Source organism: Acetobacter suratthaniensis, assembly GCF_017377745.1.
In the GTDB taxonomy this organism is placed as follows: Bacteria; Pseudomonadota; Alphaproteobacteria; order Acetobacterales; family Acetobacteraceae; genus Acetobacter; species Acetobacter suratthaniensis.
This window is the reverse complement of the sequence record NZ_JAFVMG010000001.1, coordinates 277,165-297,421: the sequence shown is the minus strand read 5'-3', so window position 1 is coordinate 297,421 and position 20,257 is coordinate 277,165. Positions and strand designations below refer to the sequence as shown.

The following is a 20,257-nucleotide window of genomic DNA, read 5'->3' as shown; positions in this document are numbered from 1 at the left end:
GCCTGCCCTTTGCTACCCATCCTATAATCCAAGGCCCGCACGCCTCATGGCTGACCTTTCCGCCCCTACCGGCTCAGACCCCACCCTGCCGGAACTGCTTCGTACCCACCCGCAGCTCAGCATGACGCCCACCAGCGGGCTGATGTTTGAAGGTGTTGCCCTGAACGCCATAGCCGATGCCGTTGGCACGCCCTGCTGGGTTATGGGGGCTGGCACTTTCAAGCACCGCCTGCGCCGCATGGATCAGGCCATGCGCGATGCGGGGCTGGATGTAGCGCTGCATTACGCCGTAAAGGCCAACGACCATCTGGCCCTGCTTTCCCTTGTCGGGCGTGAGGGACACGGAGCGGATATTGTCAGCGGTGGCGAACTGGCCCGCACGCAAAAAGCGGGCATACCCGCAGCGCGCGTGGTATTTTCAGGCGTTGGCAAAACCGATGCGGAGCTGGAACAGGCCATTGCGCTGGATGTTGGCCAGATCAATGTGGAAAGCGCTGAAGAACTCGACATCATCAGCGCAATTGCTACCCGCCTTGGCCGCACCGCGCGTGTGACCCTGCGCGTCAACCCCGATGTGGATGCGAAAACCCACGCAAAAATCACGACCGGGCTGGCCGCAAACAAATTCGGCATTGCCTTTGACGATGCCGCAGCCCTGTACGCCCGCGCCGCCAGCCTGCCCGGAATCGAGGCTCGGGGTTTTGCCACCCATATCGGTAGCCAGATCCTGTCCACCGGCCCGTACCGCGCTGCCTATGCCCGCGTTGCGGAACTGGTGCGCTTCGTACGTGCGGCAGGACAGCGTGTGACCCATGTCGATTGTGGCGGCGGTCTGGGCATTGCCTACCGGACCGAAGCCGAAGGCCAGCCCGAAGCCCTTGCCGCGGCCATCCGTGCCGAGCTGGGTGATCTGGAAGTTAAACTGGCCATAGAACCGGGCCGCTGGCTGGCCGGACCTTCTGGGGTTCTGCTCAGTAGCGTGATCCTGCGCAAGGAACACGGTATGCAGACCCCCTTCGTGGTGACAGACGCCGCCATGAACGATCTGCTGCGCCCGAGCATGTACGATGCGTGGCATGGTATCCTGCCCCTTGCGCCGCACAGTCTGGCCCAGCCCTGCGCCCCAACCCATGTTGTCGGCCCGGTCTGCGAAAGTGGAGACACCTTTGCACGTGACCGCGCACTGCCCCCATTGCCACGGGGCGCGCGCATCGCCATTCTGGACACCGGGGCTTACGGTGCGGTGATGAGTTCAACCTATAACAGCCGCCCTCTGGCGTCCGAAGTTCTGGTTGAAGACGGAGAATGGACGGTGATACGCCGCAGGCAGACCGTGGAAGAACTCTGGCAGGATGAAACCGTGCCAACCTTTACGGGCGGAACCATGTAAGCATGGGCGGCTCGCATGACAGCCTGACCGCCCGGAACCCCGACACCGGGCCGCTTTCTGCCCGTCTGGCCTCCGTGCGCCGTCATGCGGCCTTTGTCCTTCATGTTGAACGGGTTCGGCCTGTCGCGCTGCCTGTTCTGGCCGTGTTGGGGCTTTATGTGCTGGCTGGACTGTGCCGCCTGCCGCAGCACCTGCCTGATCTGGCGCGGTGGCTGCTCCTGCTTGGCGGGGCGGGTCTGTGTTATGGTCTGCTGCGCACGCGCCTGCGCTCCCTGCCTGCCATACCGCTCTGGGCCATAGACCGGCGGATAGAGCAGGCCTCAAACCTGCCCAACCAGCCGCTGGCCGTGCTGGAGGATCGCCCGGCCTCCCTCGCGGTTGATGATGAACGCACACAGGCTTTGTGGCTGGCGCATCAGGCCCGCACGCTGGCGGCCCTCAAACACCTGCGGGCGGGCTGGCCTTCCCTGCTGCCCGCGACCTTACCCGGCCGTGCCGCCATGGGGGGGCTGCTTGCCTGCCTGTTCATTGCAGGCCTGCTGGCGGGTTCGGCTGCTCCGGGGCGTATTCTGGCCGCGTTCATTCCCGGTCGGGACGACCCGGATGTACCTCTGCCGCATGTCGAAGCCTGGATTACACCCCCTTCTTACGCCCCGGATGCTCCGGTTTTTCTGGGCACGAACCAGAACCCCGCCCACCCGCCCCAAATTGCCCAATCCGCCCGGCTGAGCGTGATTGTTTCGGGCATGGCTTCCGCCCCAACCCTGCGCGGTCTGCATGGCGCGGTACTGAGCGGCCAGACCGTTCAAACCCTTGATACCCATAGCTGGAAACTGGGGGCCACCATTGAACAGGGCGGTGTTATCAGCCTGCGCGGGCGCGGACGTACACTGGCCCTGTGGCCACTGACCGTTCTGCCCGATGCCAAACCCAAAGTGGAATGGGGCGATGCCCCCGGCGCACTGGCAGGCGGATGGCGCACCCGCCTGCCCTATCAGGCCAGCCACGCCTATGGCCTGTCTGAACTCACGGTTGTCCTGCACGCCGCCCATCCGGCCAGAGGGGCCGATACCTCCCGCACGCTTACCCTGCCCGTACCCCTGACAGGACACCCACGCAGCGTCCGTGGCGCCCTGACCCCCGATCTGTCAGAAGACCCTTGGGCTGGTACCGAAGTGGCAGGCCAACTTGTCGCACACTCGCTCAGTAACCAGACGGGTGAAAGCCGCACCGTTACTTTCAAGCTCGGGGCGCGCGTCTTCCGCTCGCCTCTGGCCCGCTCTGTGCTGGATGTGCGCAGACGTCTGGCTCTTGGGCAGGAAACTACCGCTGATGCCGCCAACGACCTTGATGCTCTGGCAGGCACGCCCGGCCCCCTACAGGACAGCACAGCACTTTCGCTGAACCTTGCCGCCATTGTTGCCCTACTGGACAACCCGCATGAAGAGGCGGCCACCGCACGCGAGAGCGCCACCAATCTTTTATGGGATCTGGCGCTGGACGTGGAAGACCGCCGCACTGGAGATGCCGCCAGTGCGCAGGCCTCGCTGGATGTGCGGGCAGCACAAGCGGCCGTGGCGCAGCAACTCGCCCGCCAGCACGCCCCCCAACCCGCCAACCCGCAGAATGGCACACAGAACAACACGCAAAACAATGATGGACAGGCCGAACTGGAAGAGCGGCTTAAAACCCTCTCCGATGCCATCAGCCGCAAAATGCAGGCACTGGCCGACAACGCCCTGCGCACCCATACCGCCATACCCGACCTGCCCGGCCTGACGGCTGCGGGCAACAAGGCGTTCTCTCACCTGATGCAGCAGTTGCAATCCGATGCCGCCAACGGCCATGCCGAAGATGCCATGAAGCGCCTACAGGACATGGAAGACGCCACCGAGCGCATGCGCAACGCTACCCCGCAGGATCTCGCCTCCATGGCCCGCCAGATGGTGGCACGCCAGCAGGCACGTGAGCAAATGGCCGCACTCAAGGATGTCACCAGCCGTCAGCTTTCCCTGCTAGACCACGTGCAGGCCCGGCTGGATAAGCCCAAAACCCCCACCACCGCCCCTCAGGACGCCGATGCCGATGCGGATGACGATGGGGCACCACTCGACCTCGCTCATATGCCAACCTCGGAACTCATGCGCCGTCTGGGTCTGCCCGCCCCGCCCGGAGCAGAGGATAACCGCCCCGATACAGTCACTCCGCCCGAACGCGCCTCCGCCAGCACGCCACCAGACCCGGCTGTAGCCGAAGCGCAGGCAGCTGCCCGCCGGACAGAGCGTGGCACACAGCACGCTCTGGAACGCGCGGTCGAGGAATTGCAGAACGAAGTGCATGACCTGACCAGCAAAAGCCCCGAAGCGCTGGGCGAAGCCCGCAAGCAGATGCGGGCGGCACGCAAGGCTCTGGCCGATGGGAACGATGCTGATGCCGCAGGAGCCGAGCAGAAAGCGCTCGATGCGCTGCGTCAGGGCCGCCAGCAGATGCAGGATGCCATGAAAGGCAGCCAAAGCAACAGTTCGCCCAGTTTTCTGCCTTCTTTTGGCGGGCAGTCGGAAGGGGGCAGCCCCGGCCAGCAGGGCCAGAGCGCGCGCGGCGAAAACGGCGAAGGCACCCCGACAGATGCCGACGATGGTGGGGATGATCAGGACAACGCCAACGACCAGCGCGACCCGCTGGGCCGCAAACTGGGCGAAGGTCAGGATCAGGCCCCCGATGACGGCAGCACCCATGTGCCCGACACCGTGACACGGCAGCGCGCGCGCGAAATCGAACAGGAGCTGCGCCGCCGCGATTCCGACAGGACCCGCCCGCCTCAGGAACTTGAATATCTCGACCGGTTGCTCAAACCGTTCTGATCACAGGCCAGACGGCCTTACAATTGCAAAAACAAGAGGAATTTCATGGCACGTTTTCTAGTTACCGGCGGCGCTGGGTATGTCGGCAGTCATGTCGTGCTGGCCCTGCTGGACGATGGTCATGACGTAACCGTACTGGACAACCTGCGCACGGGCCACCGGCAGGCTGTACCGTCAGAAGCCACATTCGTGCTGGGAGACCTTGCCGACACCGCCTGCCTTGACCGCGTACTGTCCGCTGGCCCATGGGATGCGGTGCTGCATTTCGCCGCCCTGTCGCTGGTGGGCGAAAGCATGCAAAACCCGCTACTTTACATGCAGGCCAATGCAGGCTGCGGCTTTGCGCTGATTGATGCGTGCGTACGCCACGGCGTGAAACGCTTTGTATTTTCCTCCACCGCCAACCTGTTTGGCACGGCGGGCGATGCCCCCATTGATGAAGAAACCCCCATTGAGCCCGGCTCTCCTTACGGCGAGAGCAAATACATGGTGGAACGCGCCCTACACTGGGCGGACAGGATTCATGGCCTGAAAAGCGCCTGCCTGCGCTACTTCAACGCCGCCGGGGCCGACCCCGCAGGCCGTGCGGGTGAAGACCACAAGCCGGAAACCCACCTGATCCCCCTCACGATTGATGCGGCACTGGGCCGCCGCCCGGCGCTAAGCCTGTTTGGCACCGACTACCCCACGCCCGATGGCACCTGCATACGCGACTATGTGCATGTAACAGATCTGGCCCGCGCGCATCTGGCGGTTCTGCCGCTTCTGAATGAGCGCAGCGTGGTGTTTAATGTAGGCACCGGCCATGGCAACTCCAACCGCGAGATTATTGAAACCGTAGGGCGTGTCAGCGGACACCCCGTACCATGGCAGGCCGCACCACGCCGCGAGGGCGATCCGGCAAGTCTTGTCGCCAGCCCCGCGCGGCTGATGGCGGCAACAGGCTGGGCACCGGAGTTCACGCGGATTGAACAGATTGTGGAAACCGCCTTCCTGTGGCGCCAGGCCCACCCGGATGGCTACACCGATCAGTAAACCTGGCCAGGAGGTTTCGCCATGTTCGCCATGCGCCTGCACGCCCACCACACTCCGCTTGTGTGGGAGGAACTCCCCGACCCCATGCCGAGCACGGGTGAAATTCGGGTAAAGGTGCTGGCCTGTGGTGTCTGTCGCACAGACCTGCATGTTGTCGATGGCGAATTGCCCCACCCGACCCTGCCCATTATTCCGGGGCATGAAATCATCGGTCGGATCGACAAGCTTGGCCCCGGCGTGGAGGGGCTTTCCCTCGGGCAACGTGTCGGTATTCCGTGGTTGGGCCATACCTGCGGCCATTGCCCCTACTGCGCCAGCCATCACGAAAACCTGTGCGATACCCCTGAATTTACCGGCTTCACCCGCAACGGTGGTTACGCAACACTGGCTGTGGCCGATGCCCGTTTTGCTTTCCCACTCGGGGAAAATGGTTCGGATGTAGAACTCGCCCCCTTGCTCTGCGCCGGGCTGATCGGCTGGCGCGCTCTGGGCAAGGCAGGCGATGCCAGAACCATCGGGCTGTATGGCTTTGGCGCAGCCGCTCATATTCTGGCGCAAGTGCTGAACTGGCAGAAGCGACCGTTTTACGCGTTCACCCGTCCGGGCGATACGAAAACACAGGCTTTTGCCCGCTCTCTCGGGGCGCAATGGGCTGGCGGTTCAGACGAACTCCCTCCAACACCTTTGGATGCCGCCATTCTTTTCGCCCCGGATGGCGGGCTGGTACCCGCAGCCCTCAAGGCCATCCGCAAGGGCGGGCGCGTGGTATGCGCAGGCATTCACATGAGTACCATTCCCGCCTTTTCCTACGATATCCTGTGGGAAGAACGCGAGATTGTCTCTGTTGCCAATCTGACGCGAGAAGATGGGCTGGAGTTTCTCTCGCTCGCCCCGCAAATCGGCATTCGCGCAACCACAACGCCTTATGCTCTCAAAGACGCCAACACCGCACTGGACGATCTGCGGCATGGCCGCTTTGATGGTGCAGCCGTGCTCGTACCCTAAAATAACCGCCTAGGCAGGCTGCGTGGCTACGAAGGGGTTCAACTCTGCCTCGTCATCACGGTTTTCCACAGCGCAGGCCGCGAGAATAGCTGCCAGCAAACCGGGAAAACGACTATCAAGCTCTGGCTCACGCAGGCTGTTCATGTGGGTTACGCCCACAACCTCCGTACGCAGCACACCGGCCGCACGCAGCACCGCAAAATGATGCGAAACCGAGGATTTCGGCCGCCCGGCCTGCAACGGTGCGCAGGGCTGAGGCTGCAAGACAGCCAGACGCCTGACAATAGACAGACGGAACGGGTCTGACAGGGCGTGCAGAATCTGCGTGACGGTAAAATCCGCAGCGCAGGGGTGATCATACTGTTTCATCTATGGGCCTATCGTTTATGCGCTTGCCTAATCTAATAGTTCCACTATTATCGAACTATTGGCCCCGCACGGCCTGATCCTGGAGAAATCCCTCATGTCTACTCTGTTCGACTCCTTCTCACTCAAAGGTAGCACACTCCGTAACCGGATTGCAGTCGGCCCCATGTGCCAGTACACCGCACAGGACGGCGTACCCAATGACTGGCACAGCACGCATTACACGTCACTTGCCCGTGGGGGCGCTGGGCTGGTGACGATCGAAGCCACCGCCGTCTCCCCCGAAGGGCGTATCACCCCGAACTGCCTCGGCCTTTGGAACGACACGCAGGCCGAAGCTTTCGCCCCCATTATTGCTGGCATGCACAAGGCCGGAGCCGCACCGGGTATCCAGCTCGCCCATGCCGGACGCAAAGCCAGCGCCAACGTGCCGTGGGAAGGGGATAACCACATTCCCGCCAGCGATCCGCGCGGCTGGCAGCCCATCGGCCCATCCGCCATCGCTTTTGGCGCGCATCTCGACCGGACGCCGCAGGCCATGACGCTGGAAGACATTGCCCGTGTGCAGGCCGACTTTGTCCGCGCTGCCGAGCGGGCGCGTGACCTTGGCATTGGCTGGCTGATGCTCCATTTCGCGCATGGCTATCTGGCACAAAGCTTCTGGTCTGCTCACTCCAACCAGCGTACCGATGCTTATGGCGGTAGCGTTGCCAATCGTGGCCGCTTCCTGCTTGAAACCCTGCGGGCGGTGCGCGCCGTATGGCCCGAAGACCGTCCGCTTAGCGTGCGTTTCGGCGTGATCGAATTTGACGGGCAGGATGAAGAAACCCTGAGCAACTCGCTCGACCTCGTGCGACAGATGAAAGCCGAAGGACTGGACTTCATTGATGTCAGCATCGGGTTTTCCACCCCGGACGCCAATATTCCGTGGGGGCCTGCCTTCATGGCGCCGTATGCCCACCGCACCCGGCAGGAAACCGGCCTGCCTGTCAGCACATCATGGTATATCAGCGAAGGCCGTCAGGCGGATGCCCTGATCCGTAATGATATTCTGGATGTTGCGACACTGGGCCGCCCGTTCCTGGCAAACCCGCACTGGCCACACGAAGCGGCGCGCGCACTGCACGCCAAGAACGCGGGGGCGGTTCTGCCACCTTCCTATGCTTACTGGCTGAGCCGCTATCAGTAAGCTCGTGGTTCTGGCACGCTTTTGAGTATCATGACGGCGCGGCACTCTGCCGCGCCGTTTCTCTTTGTATAGCCTTGGTTTATGCCTTGCCGGCCCCCTGTTCCACCGGCATGCCAACGCACTCCTTGGCAGTAGGGAACGTGCGGGCCCGCACAGCCTGCGCGTAGTCCGCCGCAGCGCGCTCTATATCCGTGCCCAGAGAGGCAAAGGTTTTAACAAAACGTGGCGGTGTTGCGGTAATGCCCAGCATGTCGTCCACCACCAGCACCTGCCCATCGCACGCAGGCGATGCCCCGATACCGATGGTGGGGATGGAGAGTTTTTCCGTAATCGCGCGGGACAGAGGCTCCAGCGTACTTTCGATCACGACTGAGAACGCCCCGGCCTGCTCCACCGCCAGCGCATCGTGTAGCACCTGATCGGCCTCATCGCCCCGCCCTACAGTGCGGAAGCCACCATGCGCATGCACGGCCTGCGGCTTAAGCCCGATATGCCCCATGACCGGAATGCCCCTTTGCACCAGAAAGGCAATGGTTTCGGCCATTTCCTGCCCGCCTTCGAGCTTGACGCACCCGGCCCCCGTGCGCGCCATAATCTCGGCTGCGGAGCGGAACGCCTGCTGCGGGCTTTCCTGATAGCTGCCAAAAGGCAGATCCACCACCACGCAGGCCTTCTGGCTCCCACGCACGACCGCTTGCCCATGCGCCACCATCATGTCCAGCGAGACGCTCAGGGTGGAGTCCATGCCATAAACCACCATACCCAGTGAATCACCCACCAGAAGCATGTCGCAATGGGTATCCAACAGGCGGGCCATGGACGCGGTATAGGCTGTCAGCACCACAATGGGCGCATCCAGCGCGGCGATGGAGCGTGGTGTATGTCGCCTGACTGTCTGCTGCTTGCTCAACGGTCGATCATCCCCTGTTATATCATCCATCAACAACCAGCCGCAGCTTTTGCCCGAAGCTATGCCCCTGTCCACCCCGACAGGGCCAAAAAACCGTGTGCCCTGCCCCGGAACACCTGCGCAAGCTCCTTAAATCGTAGGAAATTAAAACAATGCGTCATACGGCATTGACAAGGCCCCGCTCAGGCTTTAGGTCAGTCTCCACACGATGGAGGGGTGCCCGAGTGGCTAAAGGGGGCGGACTGTAAATCCGCTGGCGTACGCCTACGTTGGTTCGAATCCAACCCCCTCCACCATGTTTTTCTGACAATTTACAATGGTATTGATTGTATCAATCAATCTTTATGGCACACCATTATTGGTGCATCATTGAAAATTGACTATTAGAAAATACCCTATATGCCCTGATTAATCCCCCCATAAAAATAAAAGCCCCCATATACTCTCAAGGGTCTTCTTCGCATGAAATTGCCAAAAAAAATAATCAATACTCCATTAGATTTTTTCAAGAAAATACCATCTTCAATACCACTCGCTTCCGGCATGATATTACTGGCATGCTTATTAGCTGGCCCCATATTTACAATACCGTATCATATTCCCCTCAACTATAATGAGGGATGGAATGCATATCAGGCTGCACGCGCAATAAAAGCGGATACGACATTGCCGCTTTACCCCCAGCCCGGCAGCATGATTTTTAACAACTACCCTCCCCTTTCCTTTCTTTTTGTCGGTTTTATCGGCCATCTCAGCGGCGACATCATCGCAAGCGGTCGGGCCATTGGCCTATTTTCGCAAATGACGTGCGCACTACTGGTTTTCTGCTGTGTCCTGCGCATGGGCGGCACAAAAACAGGAGCCGCAGCCGCTGGGTTGCTGGCGGCCTTATACTCAACCGTCTCGTTTCATGATTACGTGGCGATCAATGATCCGCAATGGCTCGCCAATATGGTCATGCTGGCCGGACTGACGGTACTGCTCCCCACACCTTCCCCCCGCCGCGTCATCTGCGCCGCGCTGCTGGTCGTGATGGGCGGCTTTATAAAACACAATCTGCTCGCATTACCCTTATCAATCTCCTTATGGCTGGCATGGAGAGACAGACAAGCCTTTCTGATCTGGTGCGCAACGGGAGCCGTAGCTGTAGCGGGAGGCTTTTTGCTCTCCACCACCTTGTATGGGCCAGCCTTTCTTGTCGATTTACTCCATCACCCACGCACATATTCGCCACAGGGACTGGCGCGGGGCCTTGGTAAACTTGTTGAACTGACAGGCCTGCTCATCGCGGCCTATCTGATCTGGAGCTACCCGGCCTCTTCTCCACAACAGCGGAGTGCGCGTATTTTTGCCACGCTGTTTCTCTCGATAGCCTTCGCCACCGGCCTCTTTCAGCGTCTGGGGGCTGGCGTAACCTATAACGCCCACTTTGAAACCCTGCTGGCTGCATGTCTGGCAACCGGGCTCGTACTCTCACGCCCCTCGCGCGTTGCTTTTATTGCCTTGAGCCTGTCTGTAATCCCGTTACTGGTACTAGCTCCGTTCCAGATGGCGCGGGAAGTCCGATCCATCCGCACGCTGCAAACCAATGCCGTGCAATGGCAAGAGGTCATCACGCGCATACGCGCAACGCCCGGGCCTGTCGCCTGCGAAACACTTGCTCTTTGTTACTGGGCCGGAAAAGAGGAAACCGTCGATTTCTTCAATCTTACTCAGGCCATCCTTGCGCAGAAGGAAGCCTATCCTTTTGCCAAAATCGTGCAGGAGCATGGTTTCCGTCTGGTGCAAATCGACCACGTAACCCGCCGCCAGGATGAACTGTCTCCCGTAACTGGCCGCGATCCGCTCATCAGCGCTCTCGATGCCGCAGGGTACACACCCGCCTTCAATGGCCCCAATGGTATCGTTATTTTTGCTCCACCAACACAATAAACAGGTGGGCGACTAACCCACCTCTCCCGCTCATTGCTCTGGGGCGTTATTCTGGATCAGGCTTTCCACATGAAAGCGCGGCCTTTTTTTGACTTCCAGATAAATCTTGCCAATGTATTCGCCAATAACTCCCAGAGAGAGCATCTGCACGCCTCCCATGAAAAAAATGGATAAAACAATAGAAGGCCAGCCGCTTGCGGTATTCCCGGAAAATTTTCTCCACAAAACATAAGCTGTCGCAAAAAATGCGAGGACACAGATACAAAACCCCATGCCAGCAATCAGCCTCAGCGGCATAATGGTCATGGAGGTAATGCCCTCCACAGCCAACGCCAGCATTTTACGCAGTGGATATTTGGATTCACCGGCAGCACGCACGGCACGTGTGTAATAGACTTCCGTAGAACCAAACCCCACCATCGGTACAAGACCACGGATATAGGCGTTGCATTCGGAATAACGGAGCAGGGCATCAAGCGCTCTGCGGCTCAGCAGGCGAAAATCAGCATGGTTGCTGACCTGCCTTATCCCCATGCTGGCCATAAGCCGGTAAAAAACCTCAGCGGACGTCCGCTTAAACCATGTGTCGGTCTCGCGGTTTTCACGCACACCATACACCACGTCATACCCGGCCCGATACGCCTCAACCATCCGACGGATCGCGTTGACATCATCCTGCAGATCCGCATCGATACTGACGATAACCTCAACCGTTTCATCCACCGCCGCAAGGCCCGCCATCAGAGCGGACTGGTGCCCTTCATTCCGCGAAAGCTGGAGACCACGCACACAACGGTTGGCCGCCACGGCATCGCCAATCAGCTTCCATGTCGTATCCCGGCTGCCATCGTTGACAAAAAGAACGAAGCTGTCCGCTTTTATCAGGCCATCCCCTGCCATCGTGCCCAGAAGCCCCTTAAGCTCCCGCAGGCAGTAAGGGAAAACCTCTTCCTCATTATAACAGGGCACCACAATAGCAAGCAGAGGTGCGGCACGAAGCTGTTCAGACATTGAAAAACAGTTCCCAATCAAACACGGGCATAAAATTCGTTAAGCGTTCTGCTATCATTTTTATACACAAGGGGCGATAGTTTCTTCAAACGGGTTGTAAACAGGAAATCACAAAGCCGGAATGACCTTTCCCCCTTTTATCCGCCTCCAGATCAGGCATGCCCATTATTAACGCAGCATGCTCAGGCCCATCATTAAAGCTTTCCGTGTCCGGCGCATCCTGCATGGCATTCATAGGGTAGAACCGTTATAGACTGCCTATCTTCGTGTTGCCTTCCCGCCTGACAATAAAATATAAAGCCTCCCAGCATGCTCCAGCATGCGACAACAGAGTGCGCTTTCAGGAGTGTATCCCCCTCCCTGTTTCGTACGGTCTGCGTTCACAAGACCCTAGTGCCGGAACACTGATCTGCTCCATGCCCACCATTCCCTGTCATGCTGCCCACTCAGAACCGCTCGGGATGCTGTTCACTCAATGCAGCACTGTGCATCTGACATGCAGCCAAACCCGGCTGACTTGTGTCGCGCACGTGCTCAAAACCCCCGCCCCTATTCAGAATAGGCAGGCAGCCATGTCGCTCTTGATCCGGCCCGTCCAATGAACCCTCATCAGCCCTCATCTGTAACCGCTCGTCCCATCCGCGTTCTGCATGTCGTGGTCGCTGGCGATATAGGAGGCGCTGAACGGCTGCTGATCGACCTTGCCACCCGACCGGAGCAAACCGGGGCCACGCATGCCCTTGCCCTGTTTACCCCCAATCCACAGTTACGCGCCAAGTTCCGGGATGCCGGACTAAAAATATACGACCACGGGCCATCCGCCCTGCATCCGCTAGCTTATCTGTGGCGCTCCTTCGGGCCTGTTGACATCCGCTGGATTGCCAACGCTATCAGAACCGAGCAAGCGGACATCGTGCATGTTCACACGTATGCCTCGCATATTCCGGGCGTACGCGCGGCCAAGCTCTGCGGTGTACCGGTTCTGCGGACAGAGCACGGGCTTCATCATTACACGGATCCAAGCTGTGCGCTGTTCCGCCGCTGGGCGCTCCGCAATACCGATCTGGTCGTGTGCGTAAGCGATTACGTGCGCCGCTTTGTCGCGGCACACGATCCCATCATGATCCCGCGCCTGCGCGTTGCACGCAACGGCGTGGACACACATTATTTCTCTCCCGTGCCTTTCCCGTCTGATAGCCCTTTTACCTTCGGCATCACCTGCCGCCTTGAAGCCTGGAAACAGGTTGATCTGGTCATCCACGCCATGACGCACTTACCAGACTGCCATCTTGTCGTTACTGGCGATGGGAGCCAGCGGGCAGGACTGGAGCAGCTAACGCGCACACTCGGGCTGACAGACCGGGTCCGCTTCCTTGGCTATCAATCTGACCCCAGAGTAGCGGCAACACTGACCCATGCCAGTGTCAGCGCCTCGCGTGATGAACCACTCGGCCTGACCATTCTTGAAGCCATGGCGATGGGCCGCCCGGTTGTGGCGTTTGCTAGCGGGGGTGTTCCCGAAATCGTGCTGCCGGGCGTTACTGGCTGGCTCGCCCCCCCTCAGAACAAAAACGGGCTGGTAACTGCCATGCGTGAAGCCAGCCGCTCTCTTGCCACAGCACATGACATGGGCCAGCAGGCCCGCGCCTTCGTAGACCATTCATGCTCCATCGAAACCATGTGCCGAGAATACGCCGATGCCTATGCCGCGCTCAGCAACCCTGATCGTGAGCCATAAGCTTTTTATGCGCCCCCGGTCCCTTATAAAAACCATGAGCTACGCGAGAGAAATAAAGAATAATATTTCTGCACGATAAATATAAACATTATATTATATAATAAAAGCAACAGACAATATTTCTATACACCCTGCCATAGCAAGGCAGGCATTGCCCATTGTGCCGCATACCATACCCAGGATTACATCACTGGTGCGAGAAAGACCCCATAACCCATTCCTTCATCTTCCCAAAAATGTTTCGATCAGCACCATATTACCGCCTCTCACTCAGCAGAATGGAAAGGGGTATGGGTACGTTGCCTCCACAACAGAGAGCCGCCATACACACAGAAACAAGACATTGAAACATTCATATTCACCCGGCTGTCCGGTTTAATGGAATAAGGCAATTACTGTGATTACAAGACGACAATCCCTCGCCATGCTCGCAGCCCCCTCCCTACTGGCCCTTTCTGGCTGCTCTCAGGGGAATGCTCGAAGCAACTGGCAGTTTTTTAAGGGCAATCCGGTTATCGGGGGAGAATATGGCACATGCTTTGATCCCTATGTACTGCTCGATAACGGCAAATTTCGCATGTGGTTTTCATGGCGGCCCCAACACAGTATAGCCTACTGCGAAAGCCATGATGGTGTGAGCTGGTCGGCACCACAGGTTGTTCTTGGCCTTGACCCGGAACAGAATGGACAGACAGAAGTCAATCGCTGCACCGTTATCCAGCGTGATGGTGTTTATCATATGTGGTTTACTGGTCAGACCCAAACCACATCAAGCATCTACTACGCCACCAGCCCCGATGGGCTGAAATGGACCCGCACCCAATCCACCCCCGTGCTCTGGCCCAGTGAGCCTTGGGAAAAAACATCTGTCATGTGCCCGGATATCATTATTGATGAACAAACGGGCCTGTGGCGCATGTACTATTCCGCAGGCGAGCAATACGAACCCGATGGCATTGGATTAGCAACCAGCGCTGACGGAAAAACATGGCAGAAACACCCCACCCCGATTTTCACATCCGCTGCTGAACATCCCTGGGAAAAGGCTAAAGTAACGGCCTGTAACGTCCATTATGTCGATGGATGGTATTATATGTTTTATATTGGTTTTGCAGATACCAACCACGCCGCGATCTGCCTAGCCCGCTCACGCAACGGTATCGACCAATGGGAACGACACCCCAGCAACCCGATCCTGCAGGCTCCGTCCGGCCTGCTGAACTTTTTTGAATGGGATCGGGATGCCATTTACAAGCCTGCCGCTGTTTTGACGGATAAAGGTTGGGTCATGTTCTTCAATGCACGACGCCGTCATACAGAACAGATCGGCATGGCGACACATGAAGGACAATCGCTCGGCTTTCCCGCAGAATCCTGATAGCGACCACCGCAGCCCTGCAAATCAGGGCTGCACCTCCCGCCTGAAAATCATTATTTTACCGACAGAATTCTCCAGCGTATCCTGTAGCTGATAGCCAGATGCGGCACTTTTCATACACGGCAGTAGCAAAGAATCCGGCTGCACAACCACCAGCTCTGGCCCATTTGAGCGGATTTTCTCGCAGTACTGTTCGCCATTGCTTATTACAAAAAAATGAGCACTTCTGAAGGTAATGTTTTTCCACCACCCAAGAAAAACCTGCTGTGTATTTGCTGAATGTGGAAAATGATACCGTTCTTCACCTAATAGCCAATGTGCCTTCATATCATCGGGAAACAGAAAGCTCGGCCTCGAGTTAACATAATTTTTTTGCAGATAATCACGAAACAAATCTTCTTTCCAGTTATACGAGGTCGATTTCCAGAAAGCCGTATCTTCATTTTTAATGTTTTCTGCAATAGCCGCTTCTTTTTTCAAATCAAATAACACAAAAATACAAAATAGTGCCAAGAATACACGATACAAAAACTGCATCCGTATTTTTTCAATTTTTGAAAATGGAATACGTAGCCCATTCGGGGCCTGCACAAGAGACAACACAGAAAGAACACAAATGCAGTAATTGGCGAAAAAAAGCTGTATGTAATGCCACCAATAATGGTTTGATATTATATAGATCCCCATAGCCAATGCTGAAAACATGGAAATCCAAAATATCTTATATTCATTGCTTTCTTTCTTACAAAAAAACACAAATATAATCATAAAAATCCATGAACCCCATAAAAGGATATCAGGAAATTTTCTCATACGGTCAAAAAAGTCATGCACGGCTGAAAGCGGATTGATATGGCTACCCAGCATTAAAAGACCATCATGAAAGGCGGATATCTGCCCTGTCAGAGCGTACGGCAGAATATTTAAAACCCCACCCCATACACCAATAGCCGCTCCCCATATCGATATTTTTAGACATTTCCGTAAAGTAAATAGCCTTTCACCTGCCTGACTATTCCCTTGGGAAAACACTATCGAGCCAACGAGTGTTACCCCAAGACTAGCAATATAATACGGCCTGATAGAGACCGCCATTGCACCCAAGCCGGAAGCAAAAAACAATACCAAGCTTCTATCTACAATGGTTCTTATTTTATTGTAAAAATTATCATACAAAATCAACAGAAACGAAGTGCCATAAAAACTAACTGCTATACAGTTTATCGTTGTTATCGAATCATAAGAAAAATAGAGCAAAAGGAAAAACATAAGAGCAGAAAACAATATTCCCTCATTGCTTCTACCTTTTTTTGTAAAAATTTTATTTGAAACGGCACATAGAGAAAAAGAGAAAATACATATTGAAAAAATGGATATTATTTTAAATACGAAGACACTTTTAAAATAAGCTGGAACCAAAAAAATAAGCGCCACAAACGGCAATTTATCATGAAACTCTTTTGTCCAGAGAAGTTCTCCGCTCAACAAACGAGAGCCAAAATACATTTCATGATCAAGATCCCAGTTATAAATAGGCCTCAAAAACGATGCAATCAGTGTAATAATAAATATTACCGCATAAAACACATAGTTTACGTTTTTCATTGCAAAAATTGCCGTCAACTCTTGATCAAACTAGCCGCCAGCTTACGCCCTTCACGAATGGCATAATTTGTACCACGGTCTTCAGGATAAATCTGGGCCATTGAACACAGGAAAAAGCCAGACTGCGGCCCATTCACCGGAGGAATAAGCGCAGAATAGTGCTTTTCCACCACAGGCTGCGACCAGCGAGCCTTCCAGACATCATATTTACGCACCCATGACAGGTCGAACTCAGGAAACATTTTTTGAATATACGGCAAGGCAAAATCCAAAACCTCTTTAGCCGTCATCTTGTACAGGGCATCAGTATGCGGCAGGTATTTGGACAGATAAACAATATGATTGCCTCCATAACTGGATGCTTTTTCAAAATTGGTATGCTCAATAACCCCCACAAATGGAAAACTGGGATCATTGACGTTCAGCCAGTATGTTGAAGAAAGCGAACGATCAAGCTGCAGCACAAGGCAGACATTGGCCAGATAATCGATACGGCGCAGGCTTGCCACGTAGTCTGGCGTTGCCCAGTCTTCCACCATATCCGCTATCAGGGGGAGTGCAGTGGTTGCGATCACCTTGTCGCTTTCAACACTGCCCCACGCTCCTGAAACCTGCCAGCGCCCATTTTCCAAAGGCTTTATACTGCTAACAGCCGCATTACAGACAACCCGCCCTCCTGCTTTTTCAATACCGTCAGCCGTAGCTTCCGCCAATTTGGCAAAGCTACCTTTCATATAAACCAGACGCTCTTCTCCGCCCTTTCCACGACTGCCGCCACGCAGCTTCAACTTGTTCCAGAACCAGACGGCGGAAATTTTTTCTGCATAAGGGCCGAATTTACCCGCAAGCAAGGGCTCCCACACCACACGGAAAACGTTTTTCCCGCCTAGCTTACGCAACCAGTCAGCAGCAGTTTCATTCTCAAGAGAGCGCCAGTCCTTTACGTGGCGCGCCCGCAAGGTCAACACACCCAGACGGATACGGTCGATAAAAGGCAGAGCCTTGAATTTAAGCAGATCAAGGGGTGTGGAAAGTTTGAAAAAATTACCGGCATAATACATGCCAGTCTTTGTCGGCTGCACAACAATCTCGTCCGTCAGACCGACGTCACGAACCAGCCCCATGACTTCCAGATCGTTCGTAAACCAATGATGGTAAAAACGATCCAGCCTTTCCCCGCCTGTATCAAACGCGCCAGCAAGCCCGCCAACATGGGCATCTGCCTCAAGCAGCGTGACCTGATGCCCTGCGCGCGCAAGGTCATAGGCTGCACTCAAGCCGGAAAAACCACCACCAACAATGGTGAAGGACGAAAGGATTTTCGACATTTCAGAATTCGCTGTTTGCAGAATGGGAAGGAAAAGCACTGGAACGTTTGATTGTCCAATAAACAAAACACAAGGCGCCGCAAAGCGTAACCGGCAACCATAGAACCAGATGGATCAGAATAGCGAACGCGGTCGAGGCATCAGGGCTATTGCCCAAAGCGCGGGCGGCAACAGTAACAAAATAATGAAACGTGCCAACATAACCGGGGCTAGAGGGCAATGCCGTTGAAAGTGTACCCACCGGCATTGCCAGCCAGCCTGCGGCAGGATTAACCATATTGGGAATGGCACACGCCACCATATAAAACGTATAGGCCTCAAAAAGCCACGACAGAATAGTATACCCCAGAAGCAGCAACATCAGGGGCCTGTGCACTATAACTGTAAGTGTGCGAAATATTCTATCTATAAACGGGCGTATTTTTGATTCAAGCTTGGGCACAAAATACTTGATAACCGCCATAAACCATTCAACGGGCGAGCGAAGCAGCATGGGAAAAAACAGAAAACCGGCGATCAGAACAGCACCCAGAATCAGAAACAGTGCTGTCGAATGCTGTAATGCCAGCTCCCGGCTTTCCTGCGCGTGGAACAGAAACAATGCGCCACCAAAAAAGCCGATGATCACCAGAAGATCCATCAGGCGTTCAAGCATCATGACAGCAAGAATACTGGCTGTGGAAACTCCCAGCCATGGCGAGAAATTTATGGCCCGCAGAATATCTCCGACCCGAAATGGCAAAACATTATTCGCTGCGATCGACACCATATAGGGAACAGCGCTTCGGCCGAAAGTAATGTTGGGGTTAACGGCCACCAACATGATCTGGGAACGCTTTATACGCAGCACATAAGCGATAACCAGCAGCACAATACTGACTGCCAAGGTATCAAGCTTTGCGCCACCAAGAGATTCTGCCAGATTTTCAAATGACACTGAACGAAGCACTAGAGCAATAAAAAAAATAGATGTGAAAATACCTATTGCAAACTTTATAATGCGCTTATAGTTCATTTACCATCACCTGAAATCAAAACAATATTCCGAAAATTGTTAATGATGCGCTCTTTTAAACGATCTACAGCACGAAGAAAAGTAACATACTCTCAGAAACATGACGCCTCGTACTATATTACCATTCATGAACAATGAGGGAACGTGCCTTACCATTGCTTTCAATGCTGCGCACGCTGAATTTTCAAATATTCATCCGTGGAAATCTGATGTGTAATATAATACTGCCTATACACATCAGAAACACGTGGATGAAGGCCAACATAGAGCGCCCACGCATCAAAAACAAACAGACCCAAGGCAAGTAGTAATTTCACAACAACCACCCACTATTACTATACCAGATAAAGCTCGCGGCAATACGCATGATAGCCAACCCACCCAGAATACCCATTCTTACAGGGGGGCGTTGTGAAAGCGCGATATATGCCAGAAACTCGATAACCAGTGGATTACCGAAAAAATATCGTTCTATAGACACCAGACCAGCAGATATGGAAAGAATAGCCGTAACGCCAGCGAGCAATAAATTCAGACTCCAGCCCGGCCTATACATTTTCCACACAGTAAATATGATCGCAATACAATATATGGAGCTTAAATGCCCTTTAAGGGTAAACGAGTGAATAATATTATATACAAAAAAATGAAACTCCTTACCCCATGCAACCTCAACATGAGCAAAGGCCAAACCATCACCCATGGTATGAAACAGATACAGCACATATACAGAAAGCCCGGCTCCACTACTTGCCAGAATGAGCAGGCTGTTCGTAACCCTCTCCCGAACAGAAAGACCGTTCAGGACAAGGGAGTTTTCTGCTTTGTGAAACAGCCACCAGACAGCAATACAGGCCCCCATAATAAAACCTGTGGGTCTGGCGATAGCCAAAAACGCACACAGCAGCGCCGTGATATCCGGCCTGTTCTTTCTGAGAAAAACGATAGCTGCCATCAGAAGGGTTCCGTAAAGAGCCTCTGAATATTGTGCGTAGTACCAAATATTAAATGGGTATATAATAAAAAAGAGAGCAAAATAAATCTTGTTGACCTCTATTTTCCTCAGAAAAAGATCAGTCCAGCACAAAACAATCAGCACTGGCCACAGCAGGATATTGATCAGCAAGGCTGAAGCCGTGCCATCAAGATGCAAGAGCTTTTGCGTGAAAATGGTCAAAAGTGGGTATAATGGAAAAAATGCCCAACTGGCTTGAGCAGGTCTGAAATCATCATACAAACGTGGCAGGACAGGATAGCCATTCTGCACGATGTCCTGATACCAAAAACAATCCCACCGACATGATGCTGCCACCATCCCCCCCCATGGCAGGGAGATAATGGCCTGAACTGCAAGCGATAGCCCACACATCAGCACCAAAGCACAAAAAAAATGCAGATTGGATTTTTGAGCCTTCCCAAAGAAATCCTGCATTTTTTTTATTTTCATATGAAACATCGCTTTTGTTTTTGACTCCCGCCCTGCACAGGGCAACA

Annotated in this window: 15 protein-coding genes and 1 tRNA gene; 9 read left to right on the top strand and 7 right to left on the bottom strand. The window is 55.1% G+C overall.

Annotated elements, in window-relative coordinates; genetic code table 11:
- Positions 1 to 46: 46 nt before the first annotated feature.
- The 4 genes from lysA to J2D75_RS01390 are packed head-to-tail and all read left to right on the top strand — an operon-like array spanning position 47 to position 6,291.
- Positions 47 to 1,390 carry a diaminopimelate decarboxylase gene (lysA, locus tag J2D75_RS01405; protein ID WP_207852024.1) on the top strand — a complete coding sequence of 448 codons (1,344 nt, stop codon included), beginning with the start codon at positions 47 to 49 and terminating at the stop codon, positions 1,388 to 1,390.
- A 2-nt stretch (positions 1,391 to 1,392) separates the two neighbouring features.
- On the top strand, positions 1,393 to 4,251 hold the full coding sequence (locus J2D75_RS01400; RefSeq protein WP_207852022.1) for a DUF4175 domain-containing protein: 2,859 nt from the start codon (positions 1,393 to 1,395) through the stop codon (positions 4,249 to 4,251).
- Between the two features lie 45 nt (positions 4,252 to 4,296).
- On the top strand, positions 4,297 to 5,286 hold the full coding sequence (gene galE / locus J2D75_RS01395; protein ID WP_207852020.1) for a UDP-glucose 4-epimerase GalE: 990 nt from the start codon (positions 4,297 to 4,299) through the stop codon (positions 5,284 to 5,286).
- Between the two features lie 21 nt (positions 5,287 to 5,307).
- On the top strand, positions 5,308 to 6,291 hold the full coding sequence (locus tag J2D75_RS01390; RefSeq protein WP_207852018.1) for a zinc-dependent alcohol dehydrogenase family protein: 984 nt from the start codon (positions 5,308 to 5,310) through the stop codon (positions 6,289 to 6,291).
- Between the two features lie 9 nt (positions 6,292 to 6,300).
- On the opposite strand, the gene J2D75_RS01385 is transcribed toward J2D75_RS01390, so the two are convergent.
- On the bottom strand, positions 6,301 to 6,660 hold the full coding sequence (locus J2D75_RS01385; protein WP_207852015.1) for an ArsR/SmtB family transcription factor: 360 nt from the start codon (positions 6,658 to 6,660) through the stop codon (positions 6,301 to 6,303).
- 94 nt (positions 6,661 to 6,754) lie between these two features.
- On the opposite strand from J2D75_RS01385, the gene J2D75_RS01380 reads away from it, so the two are divergent.
- Positions 6,755 to 7,846 carry an NADH:flavin oxidoreductase/NADH oxidase gene (locus J2D75_RS01380; RefSeq protein ID WP_207852012.1) on the top strand — a complete coding sequence of 364 codons (1,092 nt, stop codon included), beginning with the start codon at positions 6,755 to 6,757 and terminating at the stop codon, positions 7,844 to 7,846.
- A gap of 79 nt (positions 7,847 to 7,925) precedes the next feature.
- Here J2D75_RS01380 and panB read toward each other — a convergent pair whose 3' ends face one another.
- A complete protein-coding gene (panB, locus tag J2D75_RS01375; RefSeq protein WP_207852800.1) occupies positions 7,926 to 8,756 on the bottom strand; it encodes a 3-methyl-2-oxobutanoate hydroxymethyltransferase in 831 nt (276 codons plus the stop codon).
- 210 nt (positions 8,757 to 8,966) lie between these two features.
- On the opposite strand from panB, the gene J2D75_RS01370 reads away from it, so the two are divergent.
- Both J2D75_RS01370 and J2D75_RS01365 read left to right on the top strand, forming a co-directional pair.
- A tRNA-Tyr gene (locus J2D75_RS01370) sits at positions 8,967 to 9,052 on the top strand.
- Positions 9,053 to 9,449: 397 nt separating this feature from the next.
- Complete coding sequence (locus tag J2D75_RS01365; protein ID WP_207852010.1) at positions 9,450 to 10,688, top strand: hypothetical protein; 1,239 nt, start codon at positions 9,450 to 9,452, stop codon at positions 10,686 to 10,688.
- A 30-nt stretch (positions 10,689 to 10,718) separates the two neighbouring features.
- Here the strand turns inward: J2D75_RS01365 and J2D75_RS01360 are convergent, their stop codons facing one another.
- A complete protein-coding gene (locus tag J2D75_RS01360) occupies positions 10,719 to 11,699 on the bottom strand; it encodes a glycosyltransferase family 2 protein (protein ID WP_207852008.1) in 981 nt (326 codons plus the stop codon).
- Positions 11,700 to 12,297: 598 nt separating this feature from the next.
- Here J2D75_RS01360 and J2D75_RS01355 point away from each other — a divergent pair.
- Both J2D75_RS01355 and J2D75_RS01350 read left to right on the top strand, forming a co-directional pair.
- The gene (locus J2D75_RS01355) at positions 12,298 to 13,437 is read left to right on the top strand and encodes a glycosyltransferase family 4 protein (protein ID WP_207852006.1); all 1,140 of its coding nucleotides are present in this window, start codon (positions 12,298 to 12,300) and stop codon (positions 13,435 to 13,437) included.
- Positions 13,438 to 13,834: 397 nt separating this feature from the next.
- Positions 13,835 to 14,815, top strand: coding sequence for a family 43 glycosylhydrolase (locus J2D75_RS01350; RefSeq protein WP_207852004.1), 981 nt, complete (start codon positions 13,835 to 13,837; stop codon positions 14,813 to 14,815).
- Between the two features lie 24 nt (positions 14,816 to 14,839).
- Here the strand turns inward: J2D75_RS01350 and J2D75_RS01345 are convergent, their stop codons facing one another.
- The 4 genes from J2D75_RS01345 to J2D75_RS01330 all read right to left on the bottom strand — a co-directional run bounded on the left by J2D75_RS01345 (position 14,840) and on the right by J2D75_RS01330 (position 20,210).
- A complete protein-coding gene (locus J2D75_RS01345; RefSeq protein ID WP_207852002.1) occupies positions 14,840 to 16,420 on the bottom strand; it encodes a hypothetical protein in 1,581 nt (526 codons plus the stop codon).
- Positions 16,421 to 16,434: 14 nt separating this feature from the next.
- On the bottom strand, positions 16,435 to 17,748 hold the full coding sequence (locus J2D75_RS01340) for an NAD(P)/FAD-dependent oxidoreductase (protein ID WP_207852000.1): 1,314 nt from the start codon (positions 17,746 to 17,748) through the stop codon (positions 16,435 to 16,437).
- 1 nt (position 17,749) lies between these two features.
- On the bottom strand, positions 17,750 to 18,763 hold the full coding sequence (locus J2D75_RS01335; RefSeq protein WP_207851999.1) for a lysylphosphatidylglycerol synthase transmembrane domain-containing protein: 1,014 nt from the start codon (positions 18,761 to 18,763) through the stop codon (positions 17,750 to 17,752).
- A gap of 313 nt (positions 18,764 to 19,076) precedes the next feature.
- Positions 19,077 to 20,210 (bottom strand): hypothetical protein, encoded by a 1,134-nt coding sequence (locus J2D75_RS01330; RefSeq protein ID WP_207851997.1) that lies wholly within the window; start codon positions 20,208 to 20,210, stop codon positions 19,077 to 19,079.
- Positions 20,211 to 20,257: the final 47 nt, after the last annotated feature.